The 22,288-nt window shown below is 60.4% G+C and carries 21 protein-coding genes and 1 tRNA gene; 8 read left to right on the top strand and 14 right to left on the bottom strand.

Features of this window, described 5'->3' with window-relative positions; genetic code table 11:
• Window positions 1–59 precede the first annotated feature (59 nt).
• Both CYR52_RS10100 and CYR52_RS10095 read left to right on the top strand, forming a co-directional pair.
• Complete coding sequence (locus CYR52_RS10100) at window positions 60–1,703, top strand: conjugal transfer nickase/helicase domain-containing protein (protein ID WP_006781415.1); 1,644 nt, start codon at window positions 60–62, stop codon at window positions 1,701–1,703.
• A 57-nt stretch (window positions 1,704–1,760) separates the two neighbouring features.
• Window positions 1,761–2,762, top strand: a complete 1,002-nt coding sequence (locus tag CYR52_RS10095) for a tyrosine-type recombinase/integrase (protein WP_006781417.1) — start codon at window positions 1,761–1,763, stop codon at window positions 2,760–2,762.
• A 181-nt stretch (window positions 2,763–2,943) separates the two neighbouring features.
• On the opposite strand, the gene CYR52_RS10090 is transcribed toward CYR52_RS10095, so the two are convergent.
• Window positions 2,944–3,019 (bottom strand) — tRNA-Phe (locus CYR52_RS10090).
• A 588-nt stretch (window positions 3,020–3,607) separates the two neighbouring features.
• Between CYR52_RS10090 and speF the strand changes: the two genes are divergently transcribed.
• Window positions 3,608–5,782: an ornithine decarboxylase SpeF gene (speF, locus tag CYR52_RS10085; protein ID WP_101828533.1), complete on the top strand. Its 2,175-nt coding sequence runs from the start codon at window positions 3,608–3,610 to the stop codon at window positions 5,780–5,782.
• A gap of 63 nt (window positions 5,783–5,845) precedes the next feature.
• Here speF and mltC read toward each other — a convergent pair whose 3' ends face one another.
• From mltC to mutY, 3 genes are all read right to left on the bottom strand, one after another.
• Window positions 5,846–6,928: a membrane-bound lytic murein transglycosylase MltC gene (gene mltC / locus CYR52_RS10080; protein WP_072927327.1), complete on the bottom strand. Its 1,083-nt coding sequence runs from the start codon at window positions 6,926–6,928 to the stop codon at window positions 5,846–5,848.
• Between the two features lie 64 nt (window positions 6,929–6,992).
• Window positions 6,993–7,265, bottom strand: coding sequence for an oxidative damage protection protein (locus CYR52_RS10075; RefSeq protein ID WP_072927328.1), 273 nt, complete (start codon window positions 7,263–7,265; stop codon window positions 6,993–6,995).
• Window positions 7,266–7,267: 2 nt separating this feature from the next.
• Window positions 7,268–8,362 carry an A/G-specific adenine glycosylase gene (gene mutY, locus CYR52_RS10070; RefSeq protein WP_072927330.1) on the bottom strand — a complete coding sequence of 365 codons (1,095 nt, stop codon included), beginning with the start codon at window positions 8,360–8,362 and terminating at the stop codon, window positions 7,268–7,270.
• Window positions 8,363–8,536: 174 nt separating this feature from the next.
• Here mutY and trmB point away from each other — a divergent pair, with 174 nt between their 5' ends.
• Together trmB and CYR52_RS10060 are read left to right on the top strand one after the other, a co-directional pair.
• Complete coding sequence (gene trmB, locus CYR52_RS10065) at window positions 8,537–9,256, top strand: tRNA (guanosine(46)-N7)-methyltransferase TrmB (RefSeq protein ID WP_072927332.1); 720 nt, start codon at window positions 8,537–8,539, stop codon at window positions 9,254–9,256.
• Window positions 9,256–9,582 (top strand): YggL family protein, encoded by a 327-nt coding sequence (locus CYR52_RS10060; RefSeq protein WP_072927333.1) that lies wholly within the window; start codon window positions 9,256–9,258, stop codon window positions 9,580–9,582. Before trmB ends, CYR52_RS10060 begins: the two co-directional genes overlap by 1 nt.
• Before the next feature lie 58 nt (window positions 9,583–9,640).
• Here the strand turns inward: CYR52_RS10060 and cysG are convergent, their stop codons facing one another.
• Genes cysG through nirB form a run of 4 tightly spaced genes read right to left on the bottom strand, consistent with a single transcriptional unit; the run spans window position 9,641 to window position 14,769 of the window.
• Window positions 9,641–11,011, bottom strand: a complete 1,371-nt coding sequence (gene cysG / locus CYR52_RS10055; protein ID WP_101828532.1) for a siroheme synthase CysG — start codon at window positions 11,009–11,011, stop codon at window positions 9,641–9,643.
• Between the two features lie 10 nt (window positions 11,012–11,021).
• On the bottom strand, window positions 11,022–11,822 hold the full coding sequence (gene nirC, locus CYR52_RS10050; protein ID WP_101828531.1) for a nitrite transporter NirC: 801 nt from the start codon (window positions 11,820–11,822) through the stop codon (window positions 11,022–11,024).
• A 59-nt stretch (window positions 11,823–11,881) separates the two neighbouring features.
• Window positions 11,882–12,208 (bottom strand): nitrite reductase small subunit NirD, encoded by a 327-nt coding sequence (gene nirD, locus CYR52_RS10045; RefSeq protein WP_072927338.1) that lies wholly within the window; start codon window positions 12,206–12,208, stop codon window positions 11,882–11,884.
• Entirely contained in the window at window positions 12,205–14,769 is a 2,565-nt protein-coding gene (gene nirB, locus CYR52_RS10040; RefSeq protein ID WP_101828530.1) for a nitrite reductase large subunit NirB, read from the bottom strand. The genes nirD and nirB overlap by 4 nt, the downstream gene beginning before the upstream one ends.
• Window positions 14,770–15,120: 351 nt before the next feature.
• On the opposite strand from nirB, the gene glsB reads away from it, so the two are divergent.
• Together glsB and CYR52_RS10030 are read left to right on the top strand one after the other, a co-directional pair.
• Window positions 15,121–16,047, top strand: a complete 927-nt coding sequence (glsB, locus tag CYR52_RS10035) for a glutaminase B (RefSeq protein ID WP_072927342.1) — start codon at window positions 15,121–15,123, stop codon at window positions 16,045–16,047.
• Window positions 16,048–16,082: 35 nt separating this feature from the next.
• Window positions 16,083–16,817 carry a YggN family protein gene (locus CYR52_RS10030; protein WP_072927344.1) on the top strand — a complete coding sequence of 245 codons (735 nt, stop codon included), beginning with the start codon at window positions 16,083–16,085 and terminating at the stop codon, window positions 16,815–16,817.
• A gap of 60 nt (window positions 16,818–16,877) precedes the next feature.
• Here the strand turns inward: CYR52_RS10030 and hemW are convergent, their stop codons facing one another.
• From hemW to CYR52_RS10000, 6 genes are all read right to left on the bottom strand, one after another.
• Complete coding sequence (hemW, locus tag CYR52_RS10025) at window positions 16,878–18,020, bottom strand: radical SAM family heme chaperone HemW (RefSeq protein WP_072927346.1); 1,143 nt, start codon at window positions 18,018–18,020, stop codon at window positions 16,878–16,880.
• The gene (rdgB, locus tag CYR52_RS10020; RefSeq protein WP_072927348.1) at window positions 18,013–18,606 is read right to left on the bottom strand and encodes an RdgB/HAM1 family non-canonical purine NTP pyrophosphatase; all 594 of its coding nucleotides are present in this window, start codon (window positions 18,604–18,606) and stop codon (window positions 18,013–18,015) included. The genes hemW and rdgB overlap by 8 nt, the downstream gene beginning before the upstream one ends.
• A gap of 40 nt (window positions 18,607–18,646) precedes the next feature.
• A complete protein-coding gene (gene yggU / locus CYR52_RS10015; RefSeq protein WP_072927350.1) occupies window positions 18,647–18,940 on the bottom strand; it encodes a DUF167 family protein YggU in 294 nt (97 codons plus the stop codon).
• A complete protein-coding gene (locus CYR52_RS10010) occupies window positions 18,937–19,491 on the bottom strand; it encodes a YggT family protein (protein WP_072927351.1) in 555 nt (184 codons plus the stop codon). The genes yggU and CYR52_RS10010 overlap by 4 nt, the downstream gene beginning before the upstream one ends.
• Window positions 19,492–19,511: 20 nt before the next feature.
• Window positions 19,512–20,333 carry a pyrroline-5-carboxylate reductase gene (gene proC / locus CYR52_RS10005; RefSeq protein WP_072927353.1) on the bottom strand — a complete coding sequence of 274 codons (822 nt, stop codon included), beginning with the start codon at window positions 20,331–20,333 and terminating at the stop codon, window positions 19,512–19,514.
• A gap of 74 nt (window positions 20,334–20,407) precedes the next feature.
• Window positions 20,408–21,118 (bottom strand): YggS family pyridoxal phosphate-dependent enzyme, encoded by a 711-nt coding sequence (locus tag CYR52_RS10000; RefSeq protein WP_101828529.1) that lies wholly within the window; start codon window positions 21,116–21,118, stop codon window positions 20,408–20,410.
• A 20-nt stretch (window positions 21,119–21,138) separates the two neighbouring features.
• On the opposite strand from CYR52_RS10000, the gene CYR52_RS09995 reads away from it, so the two are divergent.
• Window positions 21,139–22,140 (top strand): type IV pilus twitching motility protein PilT, encoded by a 1,002-nt coding sequence (locus tag CYR52_RS09995; protein ID WP_101828528.1) that lies wholly within the window; start codon window positions 21,139–21,141, stop codon window positions 22,138–22,140.
• Window positions 22,141–22,288 lie beyond the last annotated feature (148 nt).

The raw sequence follows: 22,288 nt of genomic DNA, 5'->3' as shown, positions 1-22,288 counted from the left end.
TTTATGGTGAAGCGCGGGGAGTGTCACAACACTGGGCAGCCCTATACCAGGAGAAAATCATGCGCGACAGAATCAGGACTCTGAGGTTTCTGTTTTCAAAAGGTGAACCGGAACCAGCACGTCATGTATCCGCTTTCACACCTGCCGGCTACCACGCTCCGCGTACGGTCGATACGCTGTGCTGTAGCCCGTTGAGAAAAACCTGCCTGCAACAAATATGGGAAAACAGCTCACTTCCGGCGGATGTTTATCACCGGTTTTATATAACGCCACTGCATGGCTTACTGGCCAGGGTACAGAATGTGCCGGCAACACAGCAGGGAAGGTGGTCGCAGTCAGACGGCTTCGGGGACCTTACGCTGCAGTTCACAACCTGTGCGGTCAGACTGGCCAAAGGATACATGTTTCCACCCGGAGCTGCGCCAGAAGAGCAGGCAGAGCAAAACGTGATGTGGAATACGGTCATTTTCTGGTCTGCACTGTTCTGGCATTTGCCGCTCCTGGCGTCTCTGGAGGGGGAGCTGCTTGATGGTAAAAGCTGGCTTCCGGGAATAACCGTTCCGGACTCGCCTTATCGATTTCGCTTCCGGGAAGCTGACAACTCCTCAGCTTTTGCAGCGCTGGCAGCCGGACAACTTATGCCAGCGGAAGCGACAGGCTGGCTGGCAGAAAATCCCGAAGCTCTGGGCAATCTTGCCGGGGCCTTATGGAACCAGCATCCGGCAATGCCGTTGATCCGAAGCCTGATGAAACAAGCAGCTGAGAAAACAGAGTCTCCTCTGATGGAGAGGAAACCTGCGGAAATTTTAGGTTCTTATGCAGGTGAAATTCCAGTAAATACAGCCCTTTCAAATGAGGGGGGCGCTACGGTTTTACCTACAGATATGTTATCTGAACAAACAGCTCTGAGCGGGGCAACTGATCCATCTTCCCCTGAGATCTTTACACTTGCCACAGGTATTGATAACCCCACTCAGCTTAGTGATTCACCAGTTAAAAGCCGTGAAGAAAACGAAGCAGAAAGTGTTTTAAGCGAAATCGAAAAAAGTACTGGCTCTGACTCTCTGCCCTCTGAAGATGATGCTGATGCTCTCCTTTCTCTTTTCGACATGTCAGGAGATGCTAAAGCTTCAGAAAATGAAGGTGAGGTACAGGCAGGCGTGTCCGTTGTGATTGCAGAGGAACAGCAATCGTCAGAACCCCTTGAAAAGATAGAAGACCCCGCAAATGAAAAGGAACCGTCTGCAAAAGGAAACTCGGACTATTCTCAGGTTGCAATTGTTAACAAATGTGATGAAAGATCAGATTCCGTACCCGTAGCAGTCTCCGGTACTGACGTAGCGGAAGGAGAACAGTTTTTTGACTGGCTCCGGGAGGGACTCAATCGGGGAGATATTAGTTTTAATGGTAAAGCAGACAAAATCCATGTTATTGCCGGCTATGTCTTTTTACCCGTCCCCGGTATCTTTTTCGACTACCTTAAGGCCACTGGTTCGACTATTCAACGGGAAAGCATTCAGGCTTCTTTTGAGCGACTTAACCTGCATAAGCGTCGTGATAACAGGAGATTTTATTTTGCTCAGCTTTACGATACACCCGACAAGTCCGGGAGGTTCAAACGGGTAAAAGGCTACCTGGTGAAAAGCAGGCGGGTATACAGAAAGACCATCCCTCAGGACAGTCAGTTCATTTTGTTCCCCTGACCACAACGTCGGTCTGACATCTGGTGCGTTACTGTTACTAAGAGAGGAATGGAAAAAATGAACGAAAATAGTGCTGACTGGCTCTGGCAGGAACTTATGGATGAGTACTTTTTCTGTAAATCGCTGCGCGAAGATACCGAGTGGAGTTATAAGAAGGTTGTTCGTGGTTTCAGGAAGCATATCGGGGAAGCCTGTCCGCCTTACGGCATAACCAGTCGCGATGTGCTTGAGTGGCGAAGGCATGTGCTCAAGAAGCAGTGCCTTTCTGCACATACCTGGAACAATAAGGTCAGCCATATGCGTGCCCTGTATAATTTTGCCATCACTTCTCAACTGACGAACTTAAGTAAAAATCCCTTCAATGGCGTATCGGTCAAACAGGACAAGAAGCGTAAAAAAACGCTAACAAAAAACCAGATGACAAAAATCTGGCTAACTATGCAGCAATTTGCTTCTGAGCCCAGAACCGAATCTAAATGCGCTCTGAGGCCAGTATGGTACTGGCTGACTGTCCTGGACACCTTGCGTTACACTGGTATGCGGCAAAATCAACTGCTCCATATACGTCTAAAAGATGTGTCTCTTGACGATGGGTGGATTGAATTAAGAGCGGAAGGCAGTAAAACGTACCGGGAATGGCGGGTTCCCGTTGTCAGTCATTTACGACCGAGACTGGAAGCATTGCTTCAGCGTGCAAGGGACTGCGGTGCCGGCAATAATGATGCGCTTTTTCACTATGAGCGGTTTGTCTCTTCGCCTGCAGAAAGGGCGTCTCTTTCGGAAAAACCATCGCTGCAACCGTTACGCTCTTTTTTTCGTAGACTGTCAAAAGAGTGCGGATTTGATGTTTCTCCCCACCGGTTCAGGCACACCCTTGCCACGACACTGATGAGCTCGCCTGAACGAAACCTGCAGCTGGTTAAGGGATTGCTGGGGCACCGCAACGTGAGTACAACAATGGAATATGTTGATATCAGTATGGATATTGTGAGCCAGGCGCTGGAAAAGGAAATGGCACTTTACACCGATAAGGCTGAAGAGATGTTTTACAATGGTTGACATTCAGTCACGTCATTGTAATTATTCACAGTGATCGAGAAAAGGGAGCCTGTGTCAGCAGGCTCCCTAATCGAGAGGGTAACTTCTTGATGTATGCTGATGTGAGGATCAACATCAACAAGTACCACTCCCGTTAAACGCCCGTCAGTTTTCTCACCTCTGACCAGCGTGCTTCGAATAGTGGTGCCCGGAGGCGGAATCGAACCACCGACACGGGGATTTTCAATCCCCTGCTCTACCGACTGAGCTATCCGGGCAACGGGGCGCATTAAACCGTATTGGCTGGGAAGCGTCAACGGCTTTTTCCCGGTTTATGGTTCAAGCGTCCATTTTTACATCAAAAACCGCGCCGGGAGCGGGTTGGCTGCCGGAATTGTGGCTTGATGCCCCTCAGAAAAAATGCCATGATTGCGCAAATTTTGTCTTCCGTTTTACGCGACAGCTTATGAGGGTTGCGGCATGACAGGCTTATCCCATCGCACCTTCCGGTGCTGCCGCACGGCGCTCACCGCCGCCCCGTTAATGCCGGCCCGGCTGCGCCCGGCGCGTTCTCCCTGTTCGATCCTTTCCTGTGTTCATTCCCAGTCTGACGTCACCATGCGGTGAAGTTACCCCCTGTACCGGCTGTTGGGCATGATTAAAAACAGAGTGCGCCTCTGGTTTTACTGATGTCTATCGACGGTGCTGATCCCAGTTTATTGCCTGTGCCCGGCGTGTTGCGACGGGGCCGCATAAACCGTTGTCGCCGATAGGGATATCACGTTGTGGGAGAGGGCGCTGCGTTGCCTTGTCCCTTGCCGTGCCAGTGTGGCACCCCCTCATCCTTAACCGTTTGAGAGTTGCAGATGAAATCATTGAAAATAGCAGCAAGCGCCGACGTGGCCTCACGTCTGGACACCCCGCGTGACGTCATCGGGCTGGCGTCCGCCGACTATACCGAGGTGGCCGCCATTGTGGTCTCGGCGCAGGATCTGCACGCCGGCCGGCTGGAGGCCGTGCAGCAGACTGGTTTTGCCATCCCGGCGTTTGTGGCGATAAGGGGCGATGAAACCGTGTCGCCGGATTACCTGCCGCAGCTGAAGGGGGTTATCTCCCTGTCGGATGCCAACCGGGCCTTCTACGGCGCACAACTGGAAGCCGCCGCCGCTGCCTATGAGGCCGCGCTGTTCCCGCCGTTTTTTGACACGCTGAAAAAGTATGTCGAGATGCAGAACTCCACCTTTGCCTGCCCCGGCCACCAGGGCGGTGAGTTCTTCCGCCGCCATCCGGCCGGCCGCCAGTTCTATGAGTTCTTCGGGGAGAATGTGTTCCGCTCCGACATGTGCAACGCGGATGTGAAACTGGGCGATCTGCTGATCCACGAAGGCAGCGCCAAAGATGCGCAGAAGCACGCGGCGAAAGTCTTCAGCGCCGACAAAACCTATTTCGTGCTGAACGGCACCTCGGCCGCCAACAAAGTGGTGTGTAACGCCCTGCTGACGCGCGGCGATCTGGTGCTGTTTGACCGCAACAACCATAAGTCCAACCACCACGGCGCGCTGATCCAGGCCGGGGCAACGCCGGTTTACCTGGAGACGGCGCGTAACCCGTTCGGCTTTATCGGTGGGATTGATGTGCACTGCTTTGATGAAGCCTACCTGCGCCGGGAAATCGCCCGCGTTGCCCCGCAGCGTGCTGATGAGGCGCGCCCGTTCCGGCTGGCGATTATCCAGCTCGGCACCTATGACGGCACCATCTACAACGCCCGCCAGGTGGTGGAGAAGATCGGCCACCTGTGTGACTACATCCTGTTTGACTCGGCGTGGGTCGGCTATGAGCAGTTTATCCCGATGATGCAGCAGTGCTCGCCGCTGCTGCTGGAACTGGGTGAAAACGATCCGGGCATCATCGTTACCCAGTCGGTGCACAAACAGCAGGCCGGCTTCTCGCAGACCTCACAGATCCATAAAAAAGATAACCACATCAAGGGCCAGAAGCGCCACGTCAGCCATAAAAAGCTCAATAATGCGTTTATGCTGCACGCCTCCACCAGCCCGTTCTACCCGCTGTTTGCCGCGCTGGACGTCAACGCGCGGATGCATGCCAACGGCAGCGGCCACCATATGTGGCTGGCGTGCGTTAAAACCGGCATTGAGGCGCGTAAAATGCTGCTCAACCGCTGCACGATGATCCAGCCCTTCGTGCCGCCGGTGGTGGACGGCAAACCCTGGCAGGATCATGACACTGACCTGATGGCGAACGATGTGCGCTTCTTTGACTTTGTGCCGGGTGACAAGTGGCACGCGTTTGAAGGCTACGCCGAGCACCAGTATTTTGTGGATCCGTGCAAATTGTTGCTGACCACGCCGGGTATTGACGCGGCGACCGGCAACTACACCGAATTCGGCATTCCGGCCACGATCCTTGCCAATTACCTGCGTGAGAATGGGATCGTGCCGGAGAAGTGCGATCTCAACTCGATCCTGTTCCTGCTCACCCCGGCGGAGAGTGACGCCAAGATGGTGCAGCTGGTGGAGGAGATCGCCCGCTTCGAGCGTTACGTGCAGGAGGATGCGCCGCTGGAAGAGGTGTTGCCGACCGTCTATCGCAAAAATGAGGCGCGTTACCGGGGCTACACCCTGCGCCGGCTCTGCCAGGAGATGCACGATCTTTACGTCAGCTTTGATGTGAAACAGTTGCAGAAAGAGATGTTCCGCCAGGCGCATTTCCCACAGGTGAGGATGAACACCCAGGACGCGCACAACGAATTCATCCGCGACAATGCAGAGCTGATTCCGATCGGCGAGGCGGAAGGCCGGGTGGCGGTGGAAGGGGCGTTGCCTTACCCGCCGGGCGTGCTCTGCGTGGTGCCGGGCGAAGTGTGGGGCGGGGCGGTGCAACGCTACTTTATGGCGCTGGAAGAGGGCATTAACCGGTTGCCGGGCTTCTCGCCGGAGTTGCAGGGCGTGTATGTGGAGAAGAAGCCGGAGGGCTGGAAGCGCATTATGGGCTACGTGCTGACGCAGCCACCGCAGGCCTGACAATAAAAAACCCGCCAGGGCGGGTTTTTTTATAGGGGGCGGTGGTTATCAGAAAACAGCGGCTCAGCCGCCGCGGCGGTAACTCTTCTGCGCGGTATTGACCTTGTAGAGGTAACGGCGCGATTCGCCCGACGGGTGCTTGGTGGTCAGCGTCGTATAGACGTCGCCCGGCGCCATGCTGTTGATGATGTTGAACGCCCGCGCCTTGTCGCTGGAGAAGACGCGCAACACGCTGCCCGCGCCGCCGTTGTAGGCGGTGATCACCGCGTAGCGGCGTGAGGTCGGGTTGCTGATGCCGCCCAGGTAGCTGTTTTGCAGAATCGACAGGTAGGCGGTGCCGGTGTCGATGTTGTTTTCCGGGTCAAACAGGTAGTTACGGCTCGGTTTGCCCCACTTGCCCTGCATCTTGAACACGTCCACCCCGGCGGAGTGCTGCACCACCTGCATCAGCCCCAGCGCGTCAGAGTTGCTCACGGCATAGGGGTTGAAGCTCGATTCGGTCTGCATAATCGCCAGGATCAGCGACGAGTCGACGCCATACTTGGCGGCGGCTTTACGCACCATCGGCAGGTATTTATGCGCACGTTTGTCGAGGTGGTTCGGCACCAGCTGGATCGTGACCGAGTAGATCACATGCAGGCCGGATTCGCGTTTTTGCAGGCGGTTCTGCAACAGGTAGTCGGCAAAGTGCGCCGCGCGCCACTCCCAGCGGATCGGCTCGCCGTTGTTGTCCAGCACCTGGCCGTAGAGCAGCGGCTCTTTGCTGATCTGGATATCGTTGGCGTCGGAGTAGAGATCCACGCCGTCCGGATCTTCCCCGATCAGCAGGGTGGTGATGATCGCCTGGCGTAAATGCGCCGCCGGATCGGTGCCGGCGATGGTCTCGATGGTGATGGTCCCGCTGTCAAAGTTGATGTGGCTGCGGGTCTGGTACTGATCCGAGTATTTGACGTAGTCCTTCGGCCCGGCAATCAGGACTTCGTTCATGCCCCAGATATTCTCGATGTTATTGGCAAACTGCCCCATCAGAATATCGAATCCGTTGGTATCTTTTACAAAGGCTTCACTGAACGCATCGCTTTTCTTGTCGCTGGAGCAAGAGACCAGCAAAGGCGCAATTATCATCAGCGCTAAAATTTTCTTCATCTTAAATGCCGTGTCGTGATGAAAGAAGCAGGGCCAATCCAGCCCTGAAAATAGGCGTTCCGGCTTACTCGCTCGGCGGCGTATAACCTTCAATATGAACGTCATGCCCTTCAAACAGGAACTTCACCATCTCCTGCTCCAGCAGCTTGCGGTCGGCCACGTTCATCATGCTGAGTTTTTTCTCGTTAATCAGCATGGTCTGCTTGGTCTGCCACTGCGCCCACGCCTCTTTGGAGATTTCGTTATAGATGCGCTTGCCCAGTTCACCGGGGTAGAGCTGGAAATCCTGCCCTTCGGCATCGCGTTGTAAAAAGGTGCAATAGATGGTTCTGCTCATGCTTATTCCTCATCTGCGGCGCGATGGCCGAATAATGATTGCTGTGTGGGGGAGTGCCGGGCCAGCTCGGCCAGCAGGCGCTCAACCGGGGCGGCCAGCCCGACCGAAGGCGGCCGCGCTAAGTTATACCAGAGACCGTCGCCGGCATCCATGCCGCCCGGTGCGGATGCGCTGCTTATGTGCACCGGTACGATATCCAGGTGGAAGTGGCTGAATGTGTGGCGAAAGGCGATAAGCTGCTCACGCGGCGCGGCCTGTAGCCCGTGTGCGCCCAGCCAGGCTTCCAGCGCGGCTTCGCTCTCATGTTGCGGGAAGCCGTACAGGCCGCCCCATAACCCGGACGGCGGGCGCTTCTCCAGCCAGATGCTGCCCTGGTGCTCAATCAGCGCCATCCAGCCGGTGCGCACCGGCAGCACTTTCTTCGGCTTCTTGCCGGGGTACTCTGCCCAGCTGTGGTGGGCATACGCCTCACAGCCGCGGTTCAGCGGGCAGAGTTCGCATTTGGGTTTTGAACGGGTGCAGATCATCGCACCCAGATCCATCATCGCCTGGTTGAACTGCTGCACGCCGTCGGCCGGGGTCACCTGTTCGCTGAGTTGCCACAGGCGGTTCTCGACTTTTTTCTCCCCCGGCCAGCCGGCGACCGCATAACAGCGCGCCAGCACCCGTTTGACGTTGCCGTCGAGGATCGGGAAGTGCTGGCCGAGCGACAGCGACAGCACCGCCCCGGCGGTGGAGCGGCCGACGCCGGGCAGGGCCGCCACCGCGTCAAAGGTGGTCGGGAATTCGCCGCCATGCAGCGCCACCACCTGCTGCGCCGCCTTGTGCAGGTTGCGCGCACGGGCGTAGTAACCCAGCCCCGTCCAGAGGTGCAGCACCTCATCCAGCGGGGCGGCGGCCAGCGCCTGTACATCCGGGAAGCGGGCCATAAAGCGTTCAAAATAGGGGATCACGGTGGCGACCTGGGTTTGTTGCAACATCACCTCAGAGAGCCATACTTTATAGGGCGTTTTTTCAAGCTGCCACGGCAGGGTTTTACGGCCGCAGCGTTGGTACCAGTCAAGCACCAGGCGCGCGAACGGTTGCGCTTCCATCATAGGCGGGGTCGGTTTCTCAGAAAAAGAGTAGCCTGCGATTCCAGCACAGACCCCCGCCGGAGTAAACCGGAACTTTCCGGCTAACCGCCCGATAAAACGCGGCGCTTGCTAAAGCAGGGTATCTTTGGATAATGCGCCTTTCCTTTATTCACAGCCAAACAGACGAAACGCACTATGATTAATGACGTCATCTCGCCGGAATTCGATGAAAACGGCCGCCCGCTGCGCCGTATCCGCAGCTTTGTCCGCCGTCAGGGCCGCCTGACCAAAGGGCAGCAACACGCGCTGGATAACTTCTGGCCGGTAATGGGCGTGGAGTACCAGACGTCGCCGGTCAGCCTGGAGACACTGTTTGGCCGCGAAGCGCCCACGGTGCTGGAGATTGGTTTCGGCATGGGGGCCTCGCTGGTGACCATGGCAGAGAGCAACCCGCACCAGAACTTCCTGGGCATTGAAGTACACTCGCCGGGTGTCGGGGCCTGCCTCGGCACCGCCCACGAGGCGGGCGTCAGCAACCTGCGTGTGATGTGCCATGATGCGGTGGAAGTGCTGGAAAATATGATCCCGGATAACTCGCTTACCATGGTGCAGCTGTTCTTCCCCGATCCGTGGCACAAAGCACGCCACAACAAACGCCGCATCGTGCAGGTGCCGTTTGCCGAGCTGGTGCTGCGTAAACTGAAGCTGGGCGGCGTGTTCCATATGGCAACCGACTGGGAAGCCTACGCAGAGCACATGCTGGAAGTGATGAACCAGATTGCCGGGTACAAAAACGTCTCCGAAAGCGGCGACTATGTCCCACGGCCGGAATCACGCCCGCTGACCAAATTTGAAGCGCGTGGCCATCGTCTTGGCCATGGCGTATGGGACCTTATGTTTGAGAGGACAAAGTAATGGCCACACAACGCAGCCGCCGTTTGCGCAAAAAGTTACACATCGACGAGTTCCAGGAGCTGGGCTTCTCGGTGAAATGGACCTTCCCGGAGAACACCGCGGTTGATGTGATCGACGCGACGCTCGACACCTTCATCAATGAAGTGATTGAGCCGAACGGCCTGGCGTTTGACGGCGGCGGTTACCTGGAGTGGGAAGGGCTGGTGTGTCTGCAGAAGATTGGCAAATGCACCGATGAGCATCGCCAGTTGGTGAAAAGCTGGCTTGAGCAGCACAACATGACCGACGTGGTGGTCAGTGAGCTGTTCGACATCTGGTGGGAATAAGCCCTGCCGCGGTAAAAAAAGCGCCTGAAGGCGCTTTTTTTATGGGCATGTTTCCCGCTCAGGAGAGGAACCAGTTCAGCCGCTCACGCAGCGCCACCACCCGGCCGACGATGATCAGGCTCGGGCTGCTGACCTCCTGCGCCAGGCCGGCAAGTTGGCGTAACTCACCGCTGACCACCCGCTGCTTCACCGAGGTGCCGTTCTCCACCAGCGCCACCGGCATCGTGCCGCTCATGCCGTGCGCCATCAACTGCTGCTGGATCGCCGGGGCCTGCGAAAGCCCCATGTAAAACACCAGCGTCTGCTGCCCGGCGGCCAGCGTGGCCCAGTCCAGCTCGCCCTCTTTTTTCAGGTGGCCGGTCACCAGCTGCACGCTCTGCGCATAGTCGCGGTGGGTGAGCGGGATGCCGCTGTAAGCCGCGCAGCCGGACGCCGCCGTAATGCCGGGCACCACCGAGAAGGGAATGCCGGTGTCGCACAGGGTTTCCAGCTCCTCGCCGCCGCGCCCGAAGATAAAGGGATCGCCCCCTTTCAGCCGCACCACGCGCTTGCCGCGCCGCGCCTGCGCCAGCAGGATCTGGTTGATCTCCTCCTGCGGCACGCAGTGGTAACCGGCGCGCTTGCCGACGAAAATGCGCTCCGCGTCGCGCCGTACCAGGTTCATCACCTCATCCGACACCAGCCGGTCATACACCACGATGTCCGCGCGCTGGATCTGCTGCAACCCCTTCAGCGTCAGCAGCCCGGCATCGCCCGGCCCGGCCCCGACCAACACCACTTCGCCGTGGTGGTCCAGCGGCTCGCTGAACAGGGTTTCAACAAGTTGCGTGCTGCGGGCGCTCTCCTTTGCGGCCACTGCGTGCGCCAGCGGCTGGTGGTCAAACAGTTTTTCCCAGAAGTGCCGCCGTTCGCCCTGGGAGTGCCAGCGCTGTTTAACCCGTTGGCGCAGGCTGCCCGCCAGTGCAGCCAGTTCACCCAGGTGCTGCGGCAACAGCGCTTCCAGCTTCTCGCGCAGCAGCCGCGCCAGCACCGGCGCACGCCCGCCGGAAGAGACCGCCACCATCAGCGGCGAGCGGTCGATGATCGACGGCATGATAAAGCTCGCCTGCTCAGGCGCATCCACCACATTGCAGAAAATGCGCTGCGCCTCGGCCGCGTCACTGACCTGCCGGTTGACGGCCATGTCATCGGTGGCGGCAATCACCAGCCATGTCTCCGCCAGCAGCGCGGCGTCAAACGGCTGACACACCAGCGTCAGCGCCTGTTGTTCTGCCCACAGGTGAAATTGCGGGGTGAACGACAGGGCGCACACGGTCAGCTCTGCCCCGGCGTCCATCAGCAGGCGCGCCTTGCGTTCGGCGATGTCGCCCCCGCCTACCAGCAGGCAGGCACGCTGACGTAACTGGCAGAAAATCGGCAGGTAATCCATAGCGTAACCCTCAGGCTATCCGGTGGTTAACGGCGGTGGCCGGTTGCGGGCGCTGGGCGCGTGGGGTGGCATACCAGTACCCCAGCCCCATAAATACTGCGCCGGAGAGCGTATTGCCGAGCGTCACCCACAGCAGGTTGTGGCCGATACCCGCCAGCGTGTAAGCCTCGCTGTGGTGGCCGAACCAGGAGAGGGCGAACAGCGTCATGTTTGCGACGGAGTGCTCATAGCCGGAGGCGATAAAGGCCAGCAAACACCACCAGATGGCGATGAACTTCGCCGCGCCCTCGGTGCGCAATGCCATCCAGATTGCCAGGCACACCAGCCAGTTGCAGAGCGCGCCTTTGAAGAACAGCACCATCGCCGGGGCGGTGGTTTTCGCCAGCGCCGCGGTGTGCAGCAAACTCGATTCTGTCGGCAGCAGGCTGCCGCCGCCCCAGTGGTAGAGCAGGGCGACAAAGACGGAGCCGAGCAGGTTCCCGAGCCAGGTTTGCGGCAGGATCGCCCACATCTCAGCGGGGCGGATGGTGCCGGCTTTCACGCCCAGCGTCAGGAACATGGTATGGCCGGTAAACAGTTCAGACCCGGCGATGATCACCAGCGTCAGCGCGATGCCGAAAGTTGCGCCCATCACCAACGGCCGCACGGCCGGGTCCAGCAGGTTGCCGAGGGTGAAAATCAAAATAATCGCCAGGCCCACGTAGGCCCCGGCCATCGCGGAACTGACCCAGAAGCTCAGCGGCGTCTCTTTGGCCAGCCGCGCAATGCGTGCGGCATTGGCGGCACATTTATTCAGGGTGTCGGTAAACATAGGGGGTATCCCAGAGGTAATAGAAAGCTAAAAAAAGGGGGCCGTGCGGCCCCCAACAATCAGGCGTTAACCTGCACGTTGCCGTCCTGGACTCTGACCGGCCAGGCGGGCACCGAGTGCGCCTCATCTTCCATGCACAGCCCGTCGCGCAGGCGGAAACGCTGTTTTTTCAGTGGGCTGGCGACCCACAATTCGCCCTGATGCTCCGCGATAATGCCGCGTGACAGCACGCTCGCCTGGGCAAACGGGTCAATATTGCTCAGGGCAAACAGCCGGTCGTCGGCGTAAGGGCGGAACAGGGCGATCTGTTGGCCGCCTACCAGCGCACAGACGCCGGTAGCGGGCAAAATGGCCTCTAACGGGCAGACGGTTGTCCACTGGCTCATGAGTTCACCTCCATTTCCTGTTCCGGCGCGGCCACCAGCCGCACCGGGATGCGCTCTTCCGGCCGCGCCGGGCGGTGCTGATCACGTTCCGGCACGACCTGCACGTTCGGGTCACGCTGCGGGCTGTTGATAAAGTGGGCGAAGCGGGAGAGCTGTTCCGGGTGGGCCAGGGTTTCCTGCCATTCGCACACCACGCGTGCCTGCAACTGGGCGATTTCCGCCTCCAGCTGTGCATTCAGGCCGAGTTTGTCATCGATGATGACGCTGCGCAGGTAGGCGATGCCGCCCTCCAGGCTTTCAAGCCACAAGGAGGTGCGCTGCAGTTTGTCGGCGGTGCGGATGTAGAACATCATGAAACGGTCGAGGTAACGGACCAGCGTCTCACGGTCGAGATCCGCCGCCAGCAGATCCGCATGGCGCGGTTTCATGCCGCCGTTGCCGCAGACATACAGGTTCCAGCCTTTTTCCGTGGCGATGATGCCCACGTCTTTGCCCTGCGCTTCAGCGCATTCACGGGTACAGCCCGAGACGCCGAACTTCATTTTGTGCGGGGTGCGGATGCCTTTATAACGGTTCTCCAGCTCAACGCCGAAGCCCACGCTGTCGCCGACGCCAAAGCGGCACCAGGTGCTGCCGACGCAGGTTTTCGCCATGCGCAGCGCCTTGGCGTAGGCGTGGCCGGTTTCGAACCCGGCGTCGATCAATGTCTGCCAGATGGCGGGCAGGTCATCTTTCTGCGCGCCAAACAGGGCGATGCGCTGGGAGCCGGTAATTTTGGTGTAGAGGTGGTATTTGCGCGCCACCTCGCCAATCGCCAGCAGCCCTTCCGGGGTGATTTCACCCCCCGGCGAGCGCGGGATCACCGAGTAGGTGCCGTCCTTCTGGATATTGCCGAGGAAGATGTCGTTGCTGTCCTGCAACGGCGTGTGTTGCGGTGCCAGCACGTACTCATTCCAGCTGGAGGCCAGCAGCGAACCCACGGTCGGCTTACAGATTTCACAGCCGTAGCCCTTGCCGTATTTCTCCCGCAGGGCGTCAAAGGAGGTGATGCCCTCCACGCGGATCAGGTGGTAAAGCTCCTGGCGCGAATAGGCAAAGTGTTCACACAGGTGATGGTTGACCTCGATCCCCTGTTTGCTCAGCTCGGCGTTCAGCACCTGCGTTACCAGCGGGATACAGCCGCCGCAGCCGGTCCCGGCTTTGGTTTCCGCTTTGATCGCGGCCACAGTGTGGCAGCCGCCCTGTACCGCGCGGATGATGTCGCCTTTTGAGACGTCGAAACAGGAGCAGATCTGCGCCGTTTCCGGCAGGGAATCGACCCCCAGCGCCGGTTTGCCGCTGCCGGCATGGGCCGGCAGGATCAGCGCGTCCGGGTGTTCCGGCAGGGTGATCTGGTTGAGCGCCAGTTGCAGCAGGTTGCCGTAATCACTGGTGTCGCCCACCAGCACTGCGCCGAGCAGCGTGCTGTTATCTGCACTCACCACCAGCCGTTTGTAGACTTCTTTGCTTTCGTCGAGATAGACATAACTGCGCGCGCCCGGCGTGCGGCCATGCGCGTCGCCGATGCCGCCGACGTCCACGCCCAGCAGCTTCAGTTTGGCGCTCATGTCTGCGCCGCCAAAGGCGTTCTCACGCCCCAGCAGGCTGTCCGCCGCCACCTGGGCCATTTTGTAGCCCGGTGCCACCAGGCCAAAAACCCGATCTTGCCAGGCGGCGCACTCGCCGATGGCGTAGACGTCCGGGTCTGAACTCTGGCAGCTGTCATTGATGGCGATGCCGCCGCGTGCGCCAATGGCGAGGCCGCACTGGCGCGCCAGTTTGTCCTGCGGGCGGATGCCGGTGGAGAAGACGATAAAGTCCACCTCCAGCGCGCTGCCGTCAGCGAACTGCATGGTTTTACGCGCCTCCCGGCCCTGATCGGTGATCAGCTGGGTGTTTTTGCCGGTATGCACCTGCACGCCCATCCGTTCGATCTTCTGGCGCAGCTGTTCGCCGCCCATGCGGTCGAGCTGTTCTGCCATCAGCACCGGCGCGAACTCCACCACGTGCGTCTCAACGCCGAGGTTTTTCAGCGCCCCGGCCGCTTCCAGCCCCAGCAGGCCGCCGCCCACCACCGCGCCGCGCTTGCTGCGCCGGGCGCAGGCTTCGATGGCGTTGAGATCCTCAATGGTGCGGTAGACGAAGCAATCCTGGGTGTCGGCGCCCTGGATCGCCGGGATCCACGGGTAGGAGCCGGTGGCCATCACCAGTTTGTCATACCAGACGGTACGGCCGCTGGTGGAGTGGATCACCTTCTCCTGGCGGTTGATGGTGATGGCGCGCTCGCCCACCAGCACCTGAATATTGTGCTTCTCGTAGAAGCCTTCGCGCACCAGTGACAGTTCTTCCGCCGTATGGTGTGAAAAGTAAGAGGAGAGATGCACCCGGTCGTAAGCGAGGCGTGGTTCCTCACAAAACACGGTGATCTCGAATTGGCCCGGTTGTGCCTTCTCCATCAGTTCTTCGATGAAGCGATGCCCGACCATACCGTTGCCGATGACAGCGAGTCTGACTTTGCTCATTTTTGCCCCACATTCTTATTTATTGCGCTCACGATAACGCGTTGGCGGCGGCACTTATTGATGCAGATCAAGTTCGCTGTTTGATAACTCTTAATGGTTATCTGGCTGATTTTCCGTTATTTTTATAAGTTGCTAAGAATATTCAACTTTAGCTGAAACGAGTCAGTGGCCGGCAAAACCACCGGAGGTTTAACAGAAAAAAATAAGAAAGATTCAGCAACGCATTCGCCGGGCGAAGACAGGTACAATACCCGGCATTAACGTAACGGCCCGCGGCATGAACGTACCGGCCGTGTGGGGTAACAGAGAGAAGTATGGCGAGGGAGACGTAACGTGCGCGGAGCACCCAAGGTGATGACAGAACTGGACAACGCCCTGCTGGAGGAGATTGTGCGCCAGGTCAGGCCGCTGATTGGGCAGGGCAAGGTCGCGGATTATATTCCGGCGCTGGCGGAAGTGCCGGCTGACCGGATGGGCATCGCGATCTGTACCGTTGACGGGCGGGAGTATTATGCCGGGGACGCCACGGAGCGCTTCTCCATCCAGTCGATCTCCAAAGTCCTGAGCCTGACGCTGGCGCTGACGCGTTATCAGGAGCATGAGATCTGGCAGCGCGTCGGCAAGGAGCCGTCGGGCCAGCCATTTAACTCGCTGGTGCAGCTGGAGCTGGAGCAGGGCAAGCCGCGCAACCCGTTCATCAACCCCGGCGCGCTGGTGGTGTGCGACATGTTGCAGACCCGCCTCAGCGCCCCGCGCCAGCGGATGCTGGAAGTGGTGCGGCAACTCGCCGGGCAGGGTGACCTGGTCTACGACACCCGCGTGGCGCGCTCGGAGTTCGAGCACAGTGACCGCAATGCGGCCATTGCCTATCTGATGAAATCCTTCGGCAACTTCGAGAATGAGGTACTTTCGGTACTTCAGACCTATTTTAATTATTGTGCCCTGCGCATGAGTTGCCGTGAACTGGCCCGCACCTTCGTCTACCTGGCGAACCAGGGGCGGCCGCTGGCGTCAGAGACGGCGCTGCTGTCACCGCGCCAGGCACGGCAGATCAACGCGTTGATGGTGACGTGCGGCATGTACAACGGGGCAGGGGAATTTGCCTACCGCGTGGGCATGCCGGGCAAATCCGGCGTCGGCGGCGGCATCATCGCCGTGGTGCCGGACGAGATGTGTATCGCCGTATGGTCGCCGGAACTCGATCCGGCAGGGAACTCTTTGGCCGGCACCGCTGCCTTAGAACAGCTGGCGCAGCGGATTGGGCGCTCAATTTTTTAATCTGCCGCCTTGGGGGCGACAGGAGAGGGAGAACGATGAAACTGAAAACCGCATTAAAAAACGGCCTGTGTGCCGCCGCGTTGCTGACTGCCGTGCAGGCGCAGGCGGCGTACCAATGTAACGTCAAACCGCAGGATGACATCGTCATCACCCCGCAAACGGTGCAGGTGGTGGGGGCCAGCGGCAACTTCACCATTTCGCCGACCGGTGATATCAACAACAACGGCAAGCTGATGGACCTGGACACGCTGCAACGCCAGAAAGCGGTGGATTATCAGGGCGCGTTGCGCCGTGACCTGCCGTGGATCGACACCGGTGCGCAGCAGCATCTGGAGAAGGCGCGCGTGGCGCTGGACAAGGTGATCGTGGAGCAGCTCGGCAGCGACAGCAACGTGCGCACCCGCCTGAGCACCCTGAACGACCAGCTCAAGCAGCAGATGAACCGCATCCTTGAGCACCGCAACGGCGGCCTGGTGTTCCACCATCAGGCGATTTCGCAGGTCGAAGAGGACGGCAAACGCATCGTGCAGCAGAGCATGGGCGGCGTCCTGCAGGACAGCCTGAACGAAATGGGCGTCAAACAGGCGGCCGGTGCCTCGGACAGCAACCCGTTGCAGGCGGTGATGGGCAACCTGGGCGGCCTGCAACAGGCGATCCAGGCGGAGTGGAGCAATCAGGAGCAGGACTTCAGCCAGTTCGGCCACGAAGTCTGTAATCGTGTCACGGCACTGGAAAACCAGCGCGCCGGGCTGCTCAGCAGCCTGAAATAGCGTGAACGCGAGGCAATAAAAAACGGGCGCTGAAGAGCGCCCGTTTTTGTTTCGTGCGGCTTACGCCTCGTCCGGCAGGAACAGCTCCAGCAGCGAGTTCAAAAACAGCTTGCCGTGCGGCGTAATCTGCCAGGCATCGGCGGTTTCAGTGATGTAACCCTGCGCCAGCGCCTCATCCAGCGGGGCGCGCACCACGCTCTCCGGCAGGCCGGTAAAGGCCCTGAACTCGGCGCGCGGGGCCGGCTCCAGCAGGCGGAAGCGGTTCATAAAGAACTCAAACGGCATGTCAGCCGCGGCCACCACATGGCGTTTGTCCAGATAACGCCCCTGCATATACCCGCGTGGGTGGCGGGTTTTGCTGGTGCGGGTCACGCTGCCGTCCGGCAGGGTAATCTTGCCGTGTGCGCCGCAGCCGATGCCGAGGTAGTCACCAAAGCGCCAGTAGTTAAGGTTGTGCCGGCACTGGTAGCCCGGCTTGGCGTAGGCCGACGTCTCATACTGCTGGTAGCCCGCCGCGGTAAGCAGTTCATCCCCTTTTTCGAAGATGTCCCACAGCGCGTCATCATCCGGCAACACCGGCGGCTTTGAGGCAAACAGCGTATTGGGTTCGATGGTGAGCTGGTACCACGACAGGTGCGGCGGGTTGAGGGCGATCGCCTGGCGCAAATCGTCCAGCGCCTCTTCCAGCGTCTGGTCCGGCAGGCCGTGCATCAGGTCGAGGTTGAAACTGCGCAGGCCCAGGCCTTCCGCCAGCCGGGCGGCGCGCCTGGCTTCGTCCGGCCCGTGGATGCGGCCGAGGCGCGTCAGTTTCTCCGGGCTGAAACTCTGCACGCCAATCGAAATACGGTTCACCCCGGCGCGCTGGTAGCCGCTGAAGCGGTCAGCCTCGACGGTGCCGGGGTTGGCTTCCATGGTGATTTCCGCATCAGCGGCCAGCGGCAGGCGGGCGCGCACGCCGTCCAGCAGCGTCTGCATCGCTTCAGCGCTCAGCAGGCTCGGCGTGCCGCCGCCGATGAAAATCGTACTGAGGGTGCGTCCTGCAACGTCAGGCACGTCCATGTCCAGATCCGCCAGCAGGTGCGCGACGTAGTCGTCATGCGGCACCTCGCCCTTCAGGGCGTGGGAGTTGAAATCGCAGTAGGGGCATTTCTGCACGCACCACGGGATATGGATATAGAGGCTGAGCGGCGGCAGGTTATGCATGTTTCATGGCATCCAGCAGTTGTGACAGCGCGCGGCCACGGTGGGAAATGGCGCGCTTCTCTTCACGCGTCAGGGTGGCGGCGGTTTTGCCCGCTTCCGGCGCGAAGAAAATAGGATCGTAGCCGAAACCGTGGGTGCCTTCGGCGGCGAAGGTGATTTCACCCGGCCAGCTGCCGTGGCAGACCAGCGGCGTCGGGTCATCGGCGTGGCGCAGATAGACCAGCACACAATGGAACTGGGCGTGGCGCTGCCCGGCAGGCACGTCACGCAGCGCCACCAGCAGCTTCTCCAGATTCTGCTGGTCGCTGGCGTCTTCACCGGCATAACGGGCGGAGTAGATGCCCGGCGCGCCGCCGAGGGCGTCCACGGCCAGCCCGGAGTCATCGGCAATCGCCGGCAGGCCGGTGATGCGCGACGCATGGCGCGCCTTGAGGATCGCGTTTTCAATAAAGGTCAGGCCGGTTTCTTCCGCTGACTCAACACCCAGATCGGTCTGGGCGACCACATCCAGGCCAAACTCGGCCAGCAGATGGGCCAGCTCGCGCACTTTGCCGGCGTTACCGGTGGCGAGAACAACTTTTTGCATGGGGTATCCTGCGTTAAATAGGGATGCCGCCGGGGCGGCATCAGGAGACAAGCAGCGCGGCCACCTCAGCCGGGATCTGCTGCGGTGCAATAATGCGGACCTGTTTGTGGCGGCCAAGCTCACCCTTTTCGATGAGAACCTGGCCTTTGGCCACCCGGAACTGTTTGGCGAGAAATTTCACCAGATGGGCATTGGCCTGCCCATCCACCGGTGGGGCGGTGATGGCGACTTTCAGTTCATCGCCATGCAACCCGACAAGCTGGTCGCGACTCGATTTTGGCTGAATATATAGCCTGAGTACCAGCCCGTCCAGTTGCGCGGTCACTGCACTCACAGCAGGAACCAGAGCTGCCCAAACAGATCCATGCCCAAGTAGTTGAGCATATAGAGGATCAGCACCACCACCATCGCGGAAAAATCGATGCCGCCCATCGCCGGGATAACGCGGCGGATCGGTGCCATCAGCGGCTCGGTCAGCTGCATCAGGACGTAGTCCATCGGGCCGCTGCCGCGGCTGACCCAGCTCATGATCGAGCGGATAATGATCATCCAGAACACCAGATAGCCGGCCGATTTAAGCACCGAGATCAGGCCAAACAGCAGATTGTAAGGGCTGAGCGAGATGCCGCCGCCCTGGATCAACAGCAGCAGCGGGTACTTGATGGTCATCAGCAGGAACGCCAGCAGCAGCGAGGCGCTGTCCACCGGGCCGAGGGACGGCACCACGCGGCGCAGCGGCCCGACCACCGGCTGGGTGATCTTCACCACAAACTGGGAAAACGGGTTATAGAAATCGGTGCGCGCCCACTGCATCCAGATGCGCAGCAGCAGCACCATCACGTAGAGGTCGACCAGGGTTTTGACCAGAAAAGTCAGCGTCAGCATAAATTACCTTGTTCCTGTGATTAAAACTGTTGTTCCATGTCCTGAGCGCGGGCGATGGCGGCTTGCATGGCGCGGGCGACGATCTCCGGCAATTTCTGCTCATTCATGACGTTAAGGGCTTCTGCGGTGGTGCCGCCTTTGGAGGTGACCCGCTCACGCAGGGTGCCCAGCGACACCTCCGGGCTGGCCTCCACCAGGGCCGCCGCCCCGCTGGCCGCTTGCTGCACCAGCAGGCGCGCCTTGTCCGCCGGGAAGCCCTGGCGTTCCATCTCCTGCTGCATCGCTTCCATAAACAGGAAGAAATAGGCCGGGGCGCTGCCGGCAGCGGCGATCACCTGATTGATGCCGTGCTCATCGTCCACCCAGCAGATCTTGCCCACGGACTCCATCAGCGCCGCGGTGAAATCCCGATCCTGTTGGCTGACATACGCCGGGGCATAGAGGCCGCTCATCCCTTTGCCGACCAGCGACGGCGTATTCGGCATGATGCGCACGATGTTGAGCTGCTCACCCAGCAGCGCGCAGAAACGTTCCACCGTGACGCCTGCGGCAATCGACAGCACCAGCTTGCCGCTGAAGTCCACCTGACTGCGCAGCGCGCCGCACACCTCGGCCATCAATTGCGGTTTCACTGCCAGCACCACCACGTCTGCGCTGGCCGCACAGGCGGCGTTGTCGCTGCTGCTGTGCACGCCATAGCGTTCCGCCAGGGCATCGCGGTGGGAGGCCGACGGGGCACAGACGCTGATCAGGCCGGCCGGGTAGCCGCCTTCCACCAGTCCGGCGACGATGGCGCCCGCCATGTTACCGGCACCAATAAAGGCAATGTTGCGATGTTGCATGGGACTCCTTGTTGGGGTTATGCCGCTTAGTCAGTTTCGCGCCGGGCATCATCCCGGCGCCGTCAGGGGTAAGATCACTGGGGCGCGCCGTAGTCCCGCGCGCCGAAAATCGCGGTGCCGATGCGCACCAGGGTGCTGCCCGCCGCAATCGCGGCAGGCATATCGTCTGTCATGCCCATCGACAGCGTGTCCGCCTGCGGGTGGCGCGCCTGCAATGCCGCCAGCGCCTCCGCCATTTCACGGAACACCGCCAGCTGGCGCGCGTAGTCGCTTTCCGGTGCCGGGATCGCCATCAGCCCGCGCAACCGCAGGTGCGGCAGCGCAGCGACGGCGTCTGCCAGCGCCGGTAACGCCGCCAGGGGAATGCCCGCTTTGCTGGCTTCGTCACTGATGTTGACCTGAATCAGCACATTGAGCGGCGGCAGCGAGGCGGGGCGCTGCTCGTTGAGCCGGGTGGCAATCTTCAGCCGGTCGACGGTGTGGCACCAGGCGAAATGCTCCGCCACCAGACGGCTTTTATTGGATTGCAGCGGCCCGATGAAGTGCCACACCAGCTCCGCCGCCAGCGGGTGGGCGGCAAAGGCGCGGATCTTGTCCACGCCTTCCTGCACGTAGTTTTCCCCGAACGCGCGCTGGCCGGCGGCCATCGCTTCTTCGAGCGCGCTCGCAGGTTTGGTTTTACTCACGGCAAGCAGCGTAATTTCTTTGGCATCCCGCCCGCATTCTGCGGCAGCGGCGGCGATACGGCGGCGAACATCCTGTAGATTGTGCTCAATCGTACTCATAGTGGCTCAGGCGTCGTGACATGGATATCAATGAATGGGTGGCCCTTAGTGTAAAGCATAATGCCTCCGATCTGCACCTCTGTACCGGACATCCGCCCATCTGGCGGCAGGAGGGCAGCCTGCGGCGTGAGGAGGCAGGCCCGCCGCTGAGTGCCGCGCAACTGGCGCAGTGGTGTGACGCGTGGCTGGACGCCGGGCAGCGGCAGGCGCTGGCGGCCCACGGCCAGCTCGACACCGCCTTCACCCTGCCGGGCGGGCCGCGCTTTCGCGCGCATTTGTTCCACCAAAGCCGGGGGCTTTCTGCCGCGCTGCGGCCGTTGCCGGTGGCCTGCCCGACGCCTGCCGCGCTCGGCGTGCCGCCGGTGCTGCTGGAGTGGGTCACGGCAGAAGATGGGCTGATCCTGGTGACCGGGGCCACCGGCAGCGGCAAATCCACCACGCTGGCGGCGCTGGTCGGCCACCTTAACCACCACCATGCGCGGCACATCATCACGCTGGAAGACCCGATCGAATTCCTGCACGTAAGCGAGCGCTGCCTGATCCAGCAGCGGGAGGTCGGGCAGCACTGCGCGAGCTTTGCCCAGGGGCTGCGTGGGGCATTGCGGGAAGACCCGGACGTGATCCTGCTTGGTGAACTGCGGGATGCTGAGTCGATCCGGCTGGCGCTGACGGCGGCGGAAACCGGCCATCTGGTACTGGCAACGCTGCATACCCGCAGCGCGGCGCAGGCGGTAGACCGGCTGGTGGATGTGTTTCCGGCTGAAGAGAAAGCCTTTGCCCGCGCCCAATTGGCGGGCAGCTTGCGGGCGGTGGTGGCACAGACGCTGTGCGCCACCGCGGGCGGCGGGCGCTCGGCGCTGTGTGAGGTGCTGGCCGTGACCCCGGCAGTGAGCAACCTGATCCGCGAAGGCAAAACCCACCAGTTACCCGGCCTGTTACAGACCGGCGCGCAGGCCGGGATGCAGACGTTCGCCCAGCACCGCAAACAGCGCGAAGCCGACGGGGTGATATTCATTGAATAACGTCACGGGCGGGTCAGGGGCTAAAGAGACGCGGGAAAAGGCAGCAGGAAAAGGTACCGGGAAAGAGGCGGCGGAAAGGCGCGGTGGGAACGCGCCGCCACCCGGCGGTCAGTGCGGCGGCAGGCACACGGCGCGCTGACCGCGGATC

This window comes from Chimaeribacter arupi, from assembly GCF_002858805.1.
Lineage (GTDB): Bacteria > Pseudomonadota > Gammaproteobacteria > Enterobacterales > Enterobacteriaceae > Chimaeribacter > Chimaeribacter arupi.
Note: the sequence above shows the minus strand (reverse complement) of the source record. Positions and strands in the feature narration are given on the sequence as shown.

What these genes read in the sequence shown, in the direction of transcription:
- rdgB (WP_072927348.1), bottom strand. Translation starts at nt 18,606, where the DNA reads ATGCAAAAAGTTGTTCTCGCCACCGGTAACGCCGGCAAAGTGCGCGAG.
- nirB (WP_101828530.1), bottom strand. Translation starts at nt 14,769, where the DNA reads ATGAGCAAAGTCAGACTCGCTGTCATCGGCAACGGTATGGTCGGGCAT.
- nirC (WP_101828531.1), bottom strand. Translation starts at nt 11,822, where the DNA reads ATGTTTACCGACACCCTGAATAAATGTGCCGCCAATGCCGCACGCATT.
- cysG (WP_101828532.1), bottom strand. Translation starts at nt 11,011, where the DNA reads ATGGATTACCTGCCGATTTTCTGCCAGTTACGTCAGCGTGCCTGCCTG.
- mltC (WP_072927327.1), bottom strand. Translation starts at nt 6,928, where the DNA reads ATGAAGAAAATTTTAGCGCTGATGATAATTGCGCCTTTGCTGGTCTCT.
- CYR52_RS10010 (WP_072927351.1), bottom strand. Translation starts at nt 19,491, where the DNA reads ATGCTGACGCTGACTTTTCTGGTCAAAACCCTGGTCGACCTCTACGTG.
- hemW (WP_072927346.1), bottom strand. Translation starts at nt 18,020, where the DNA reads ATGCATAACCTGCCGCCGCTCAGCCTCTATATCCATATCCCGTGGTGC.
- CYR52_RS10000 (WP_101828529.1), bottom strand. Translation starts at nt 21,118, where the DNA reads ATGAGTACGATTGAGCACAATCTACAGGATGTTCGCCGCCGTATCGCC.
- trmB (WP_072927332.1), top strand. Translation starts at nt 8,537, where the DNA reads ATGATTAATGACGTCATCTCGCCGGAATTCGATGAAAACGGCCGCCCG.
- CYR52_RS10030 (WP_072927344.1), top strand. Translation starts at nt 16,083, where the DNA reads ATGAAACTGAAAACCGCATTAAAAAACGGCCTGTGTGCCGCCGCGTTG.
- CYR52_RS10095 (WP_006781417.1), top strand. Translation starts at nt 1,761, where the DNA reads ATGAACGAAAATAGTGCTGACTGGCTCTGGCAGGAACTTATGGATGAG.
- CYR52_RS10075 (WP_072927328.1), bottom strand. Translation starts at nt 7,265, where the DNA reads ATGAGCAGAACCATCTATTGCACCTTTTTACAACGCGATGCCGAAGGG.
- mutY (WP_072927330.1), bottom strand. Translation starts at nt 8,362, where the DNA reads ATGATGGAAGCGCAACCGTTCGCGCGCCTGGTGCTTGACTGGTACCAA.
- nirD (WP_072927338.1), bottom strand. Translation starts at nt 12,208, where the DNA reads ATGAGCCAGTGGACAACCGTCTGCCCGTTAGAGGCCATTTTGCCCGCT.
- CYR52_RS09995 (WP_101828528.1), top strand. Translation starts at nt 21,139, where the DNA reads ATGGATATCAATGAATGGGTGGCCCTTAGTGTAAAGCATAATGCCTCC.
- speF (WP_101828533.1), top strand. Translation starts at nt 3,608, where the DNA reads ATGAAATCATTGAAAATAGCAGCAAGCGCCGACGTGGCCTCACGTCTG.
- CYR52_RS10100 (WP_006781415.1), top strand. Translation starts at nt 60, where the DNA reads ATGCGCGACAGAATCAGGACTCTGAGGTTTCTGTTTTCAAAAGGTGAA.
- CYR52_RS10060 (WP_072927333.1), top strand. Translation starts at nt 9,256, where the DNA reads ATGGCCACACAACGCAGCCGCCGTTTGCGCAAAAAGTTACACATCGAC.
- proC (WP_072927353.1), bottom strand. Translation starts at nt 20,333, where the DNA reads ATGCAACATCGCAACATTGCCTTTATTGGTGCCGGTAACATGGCGGGC.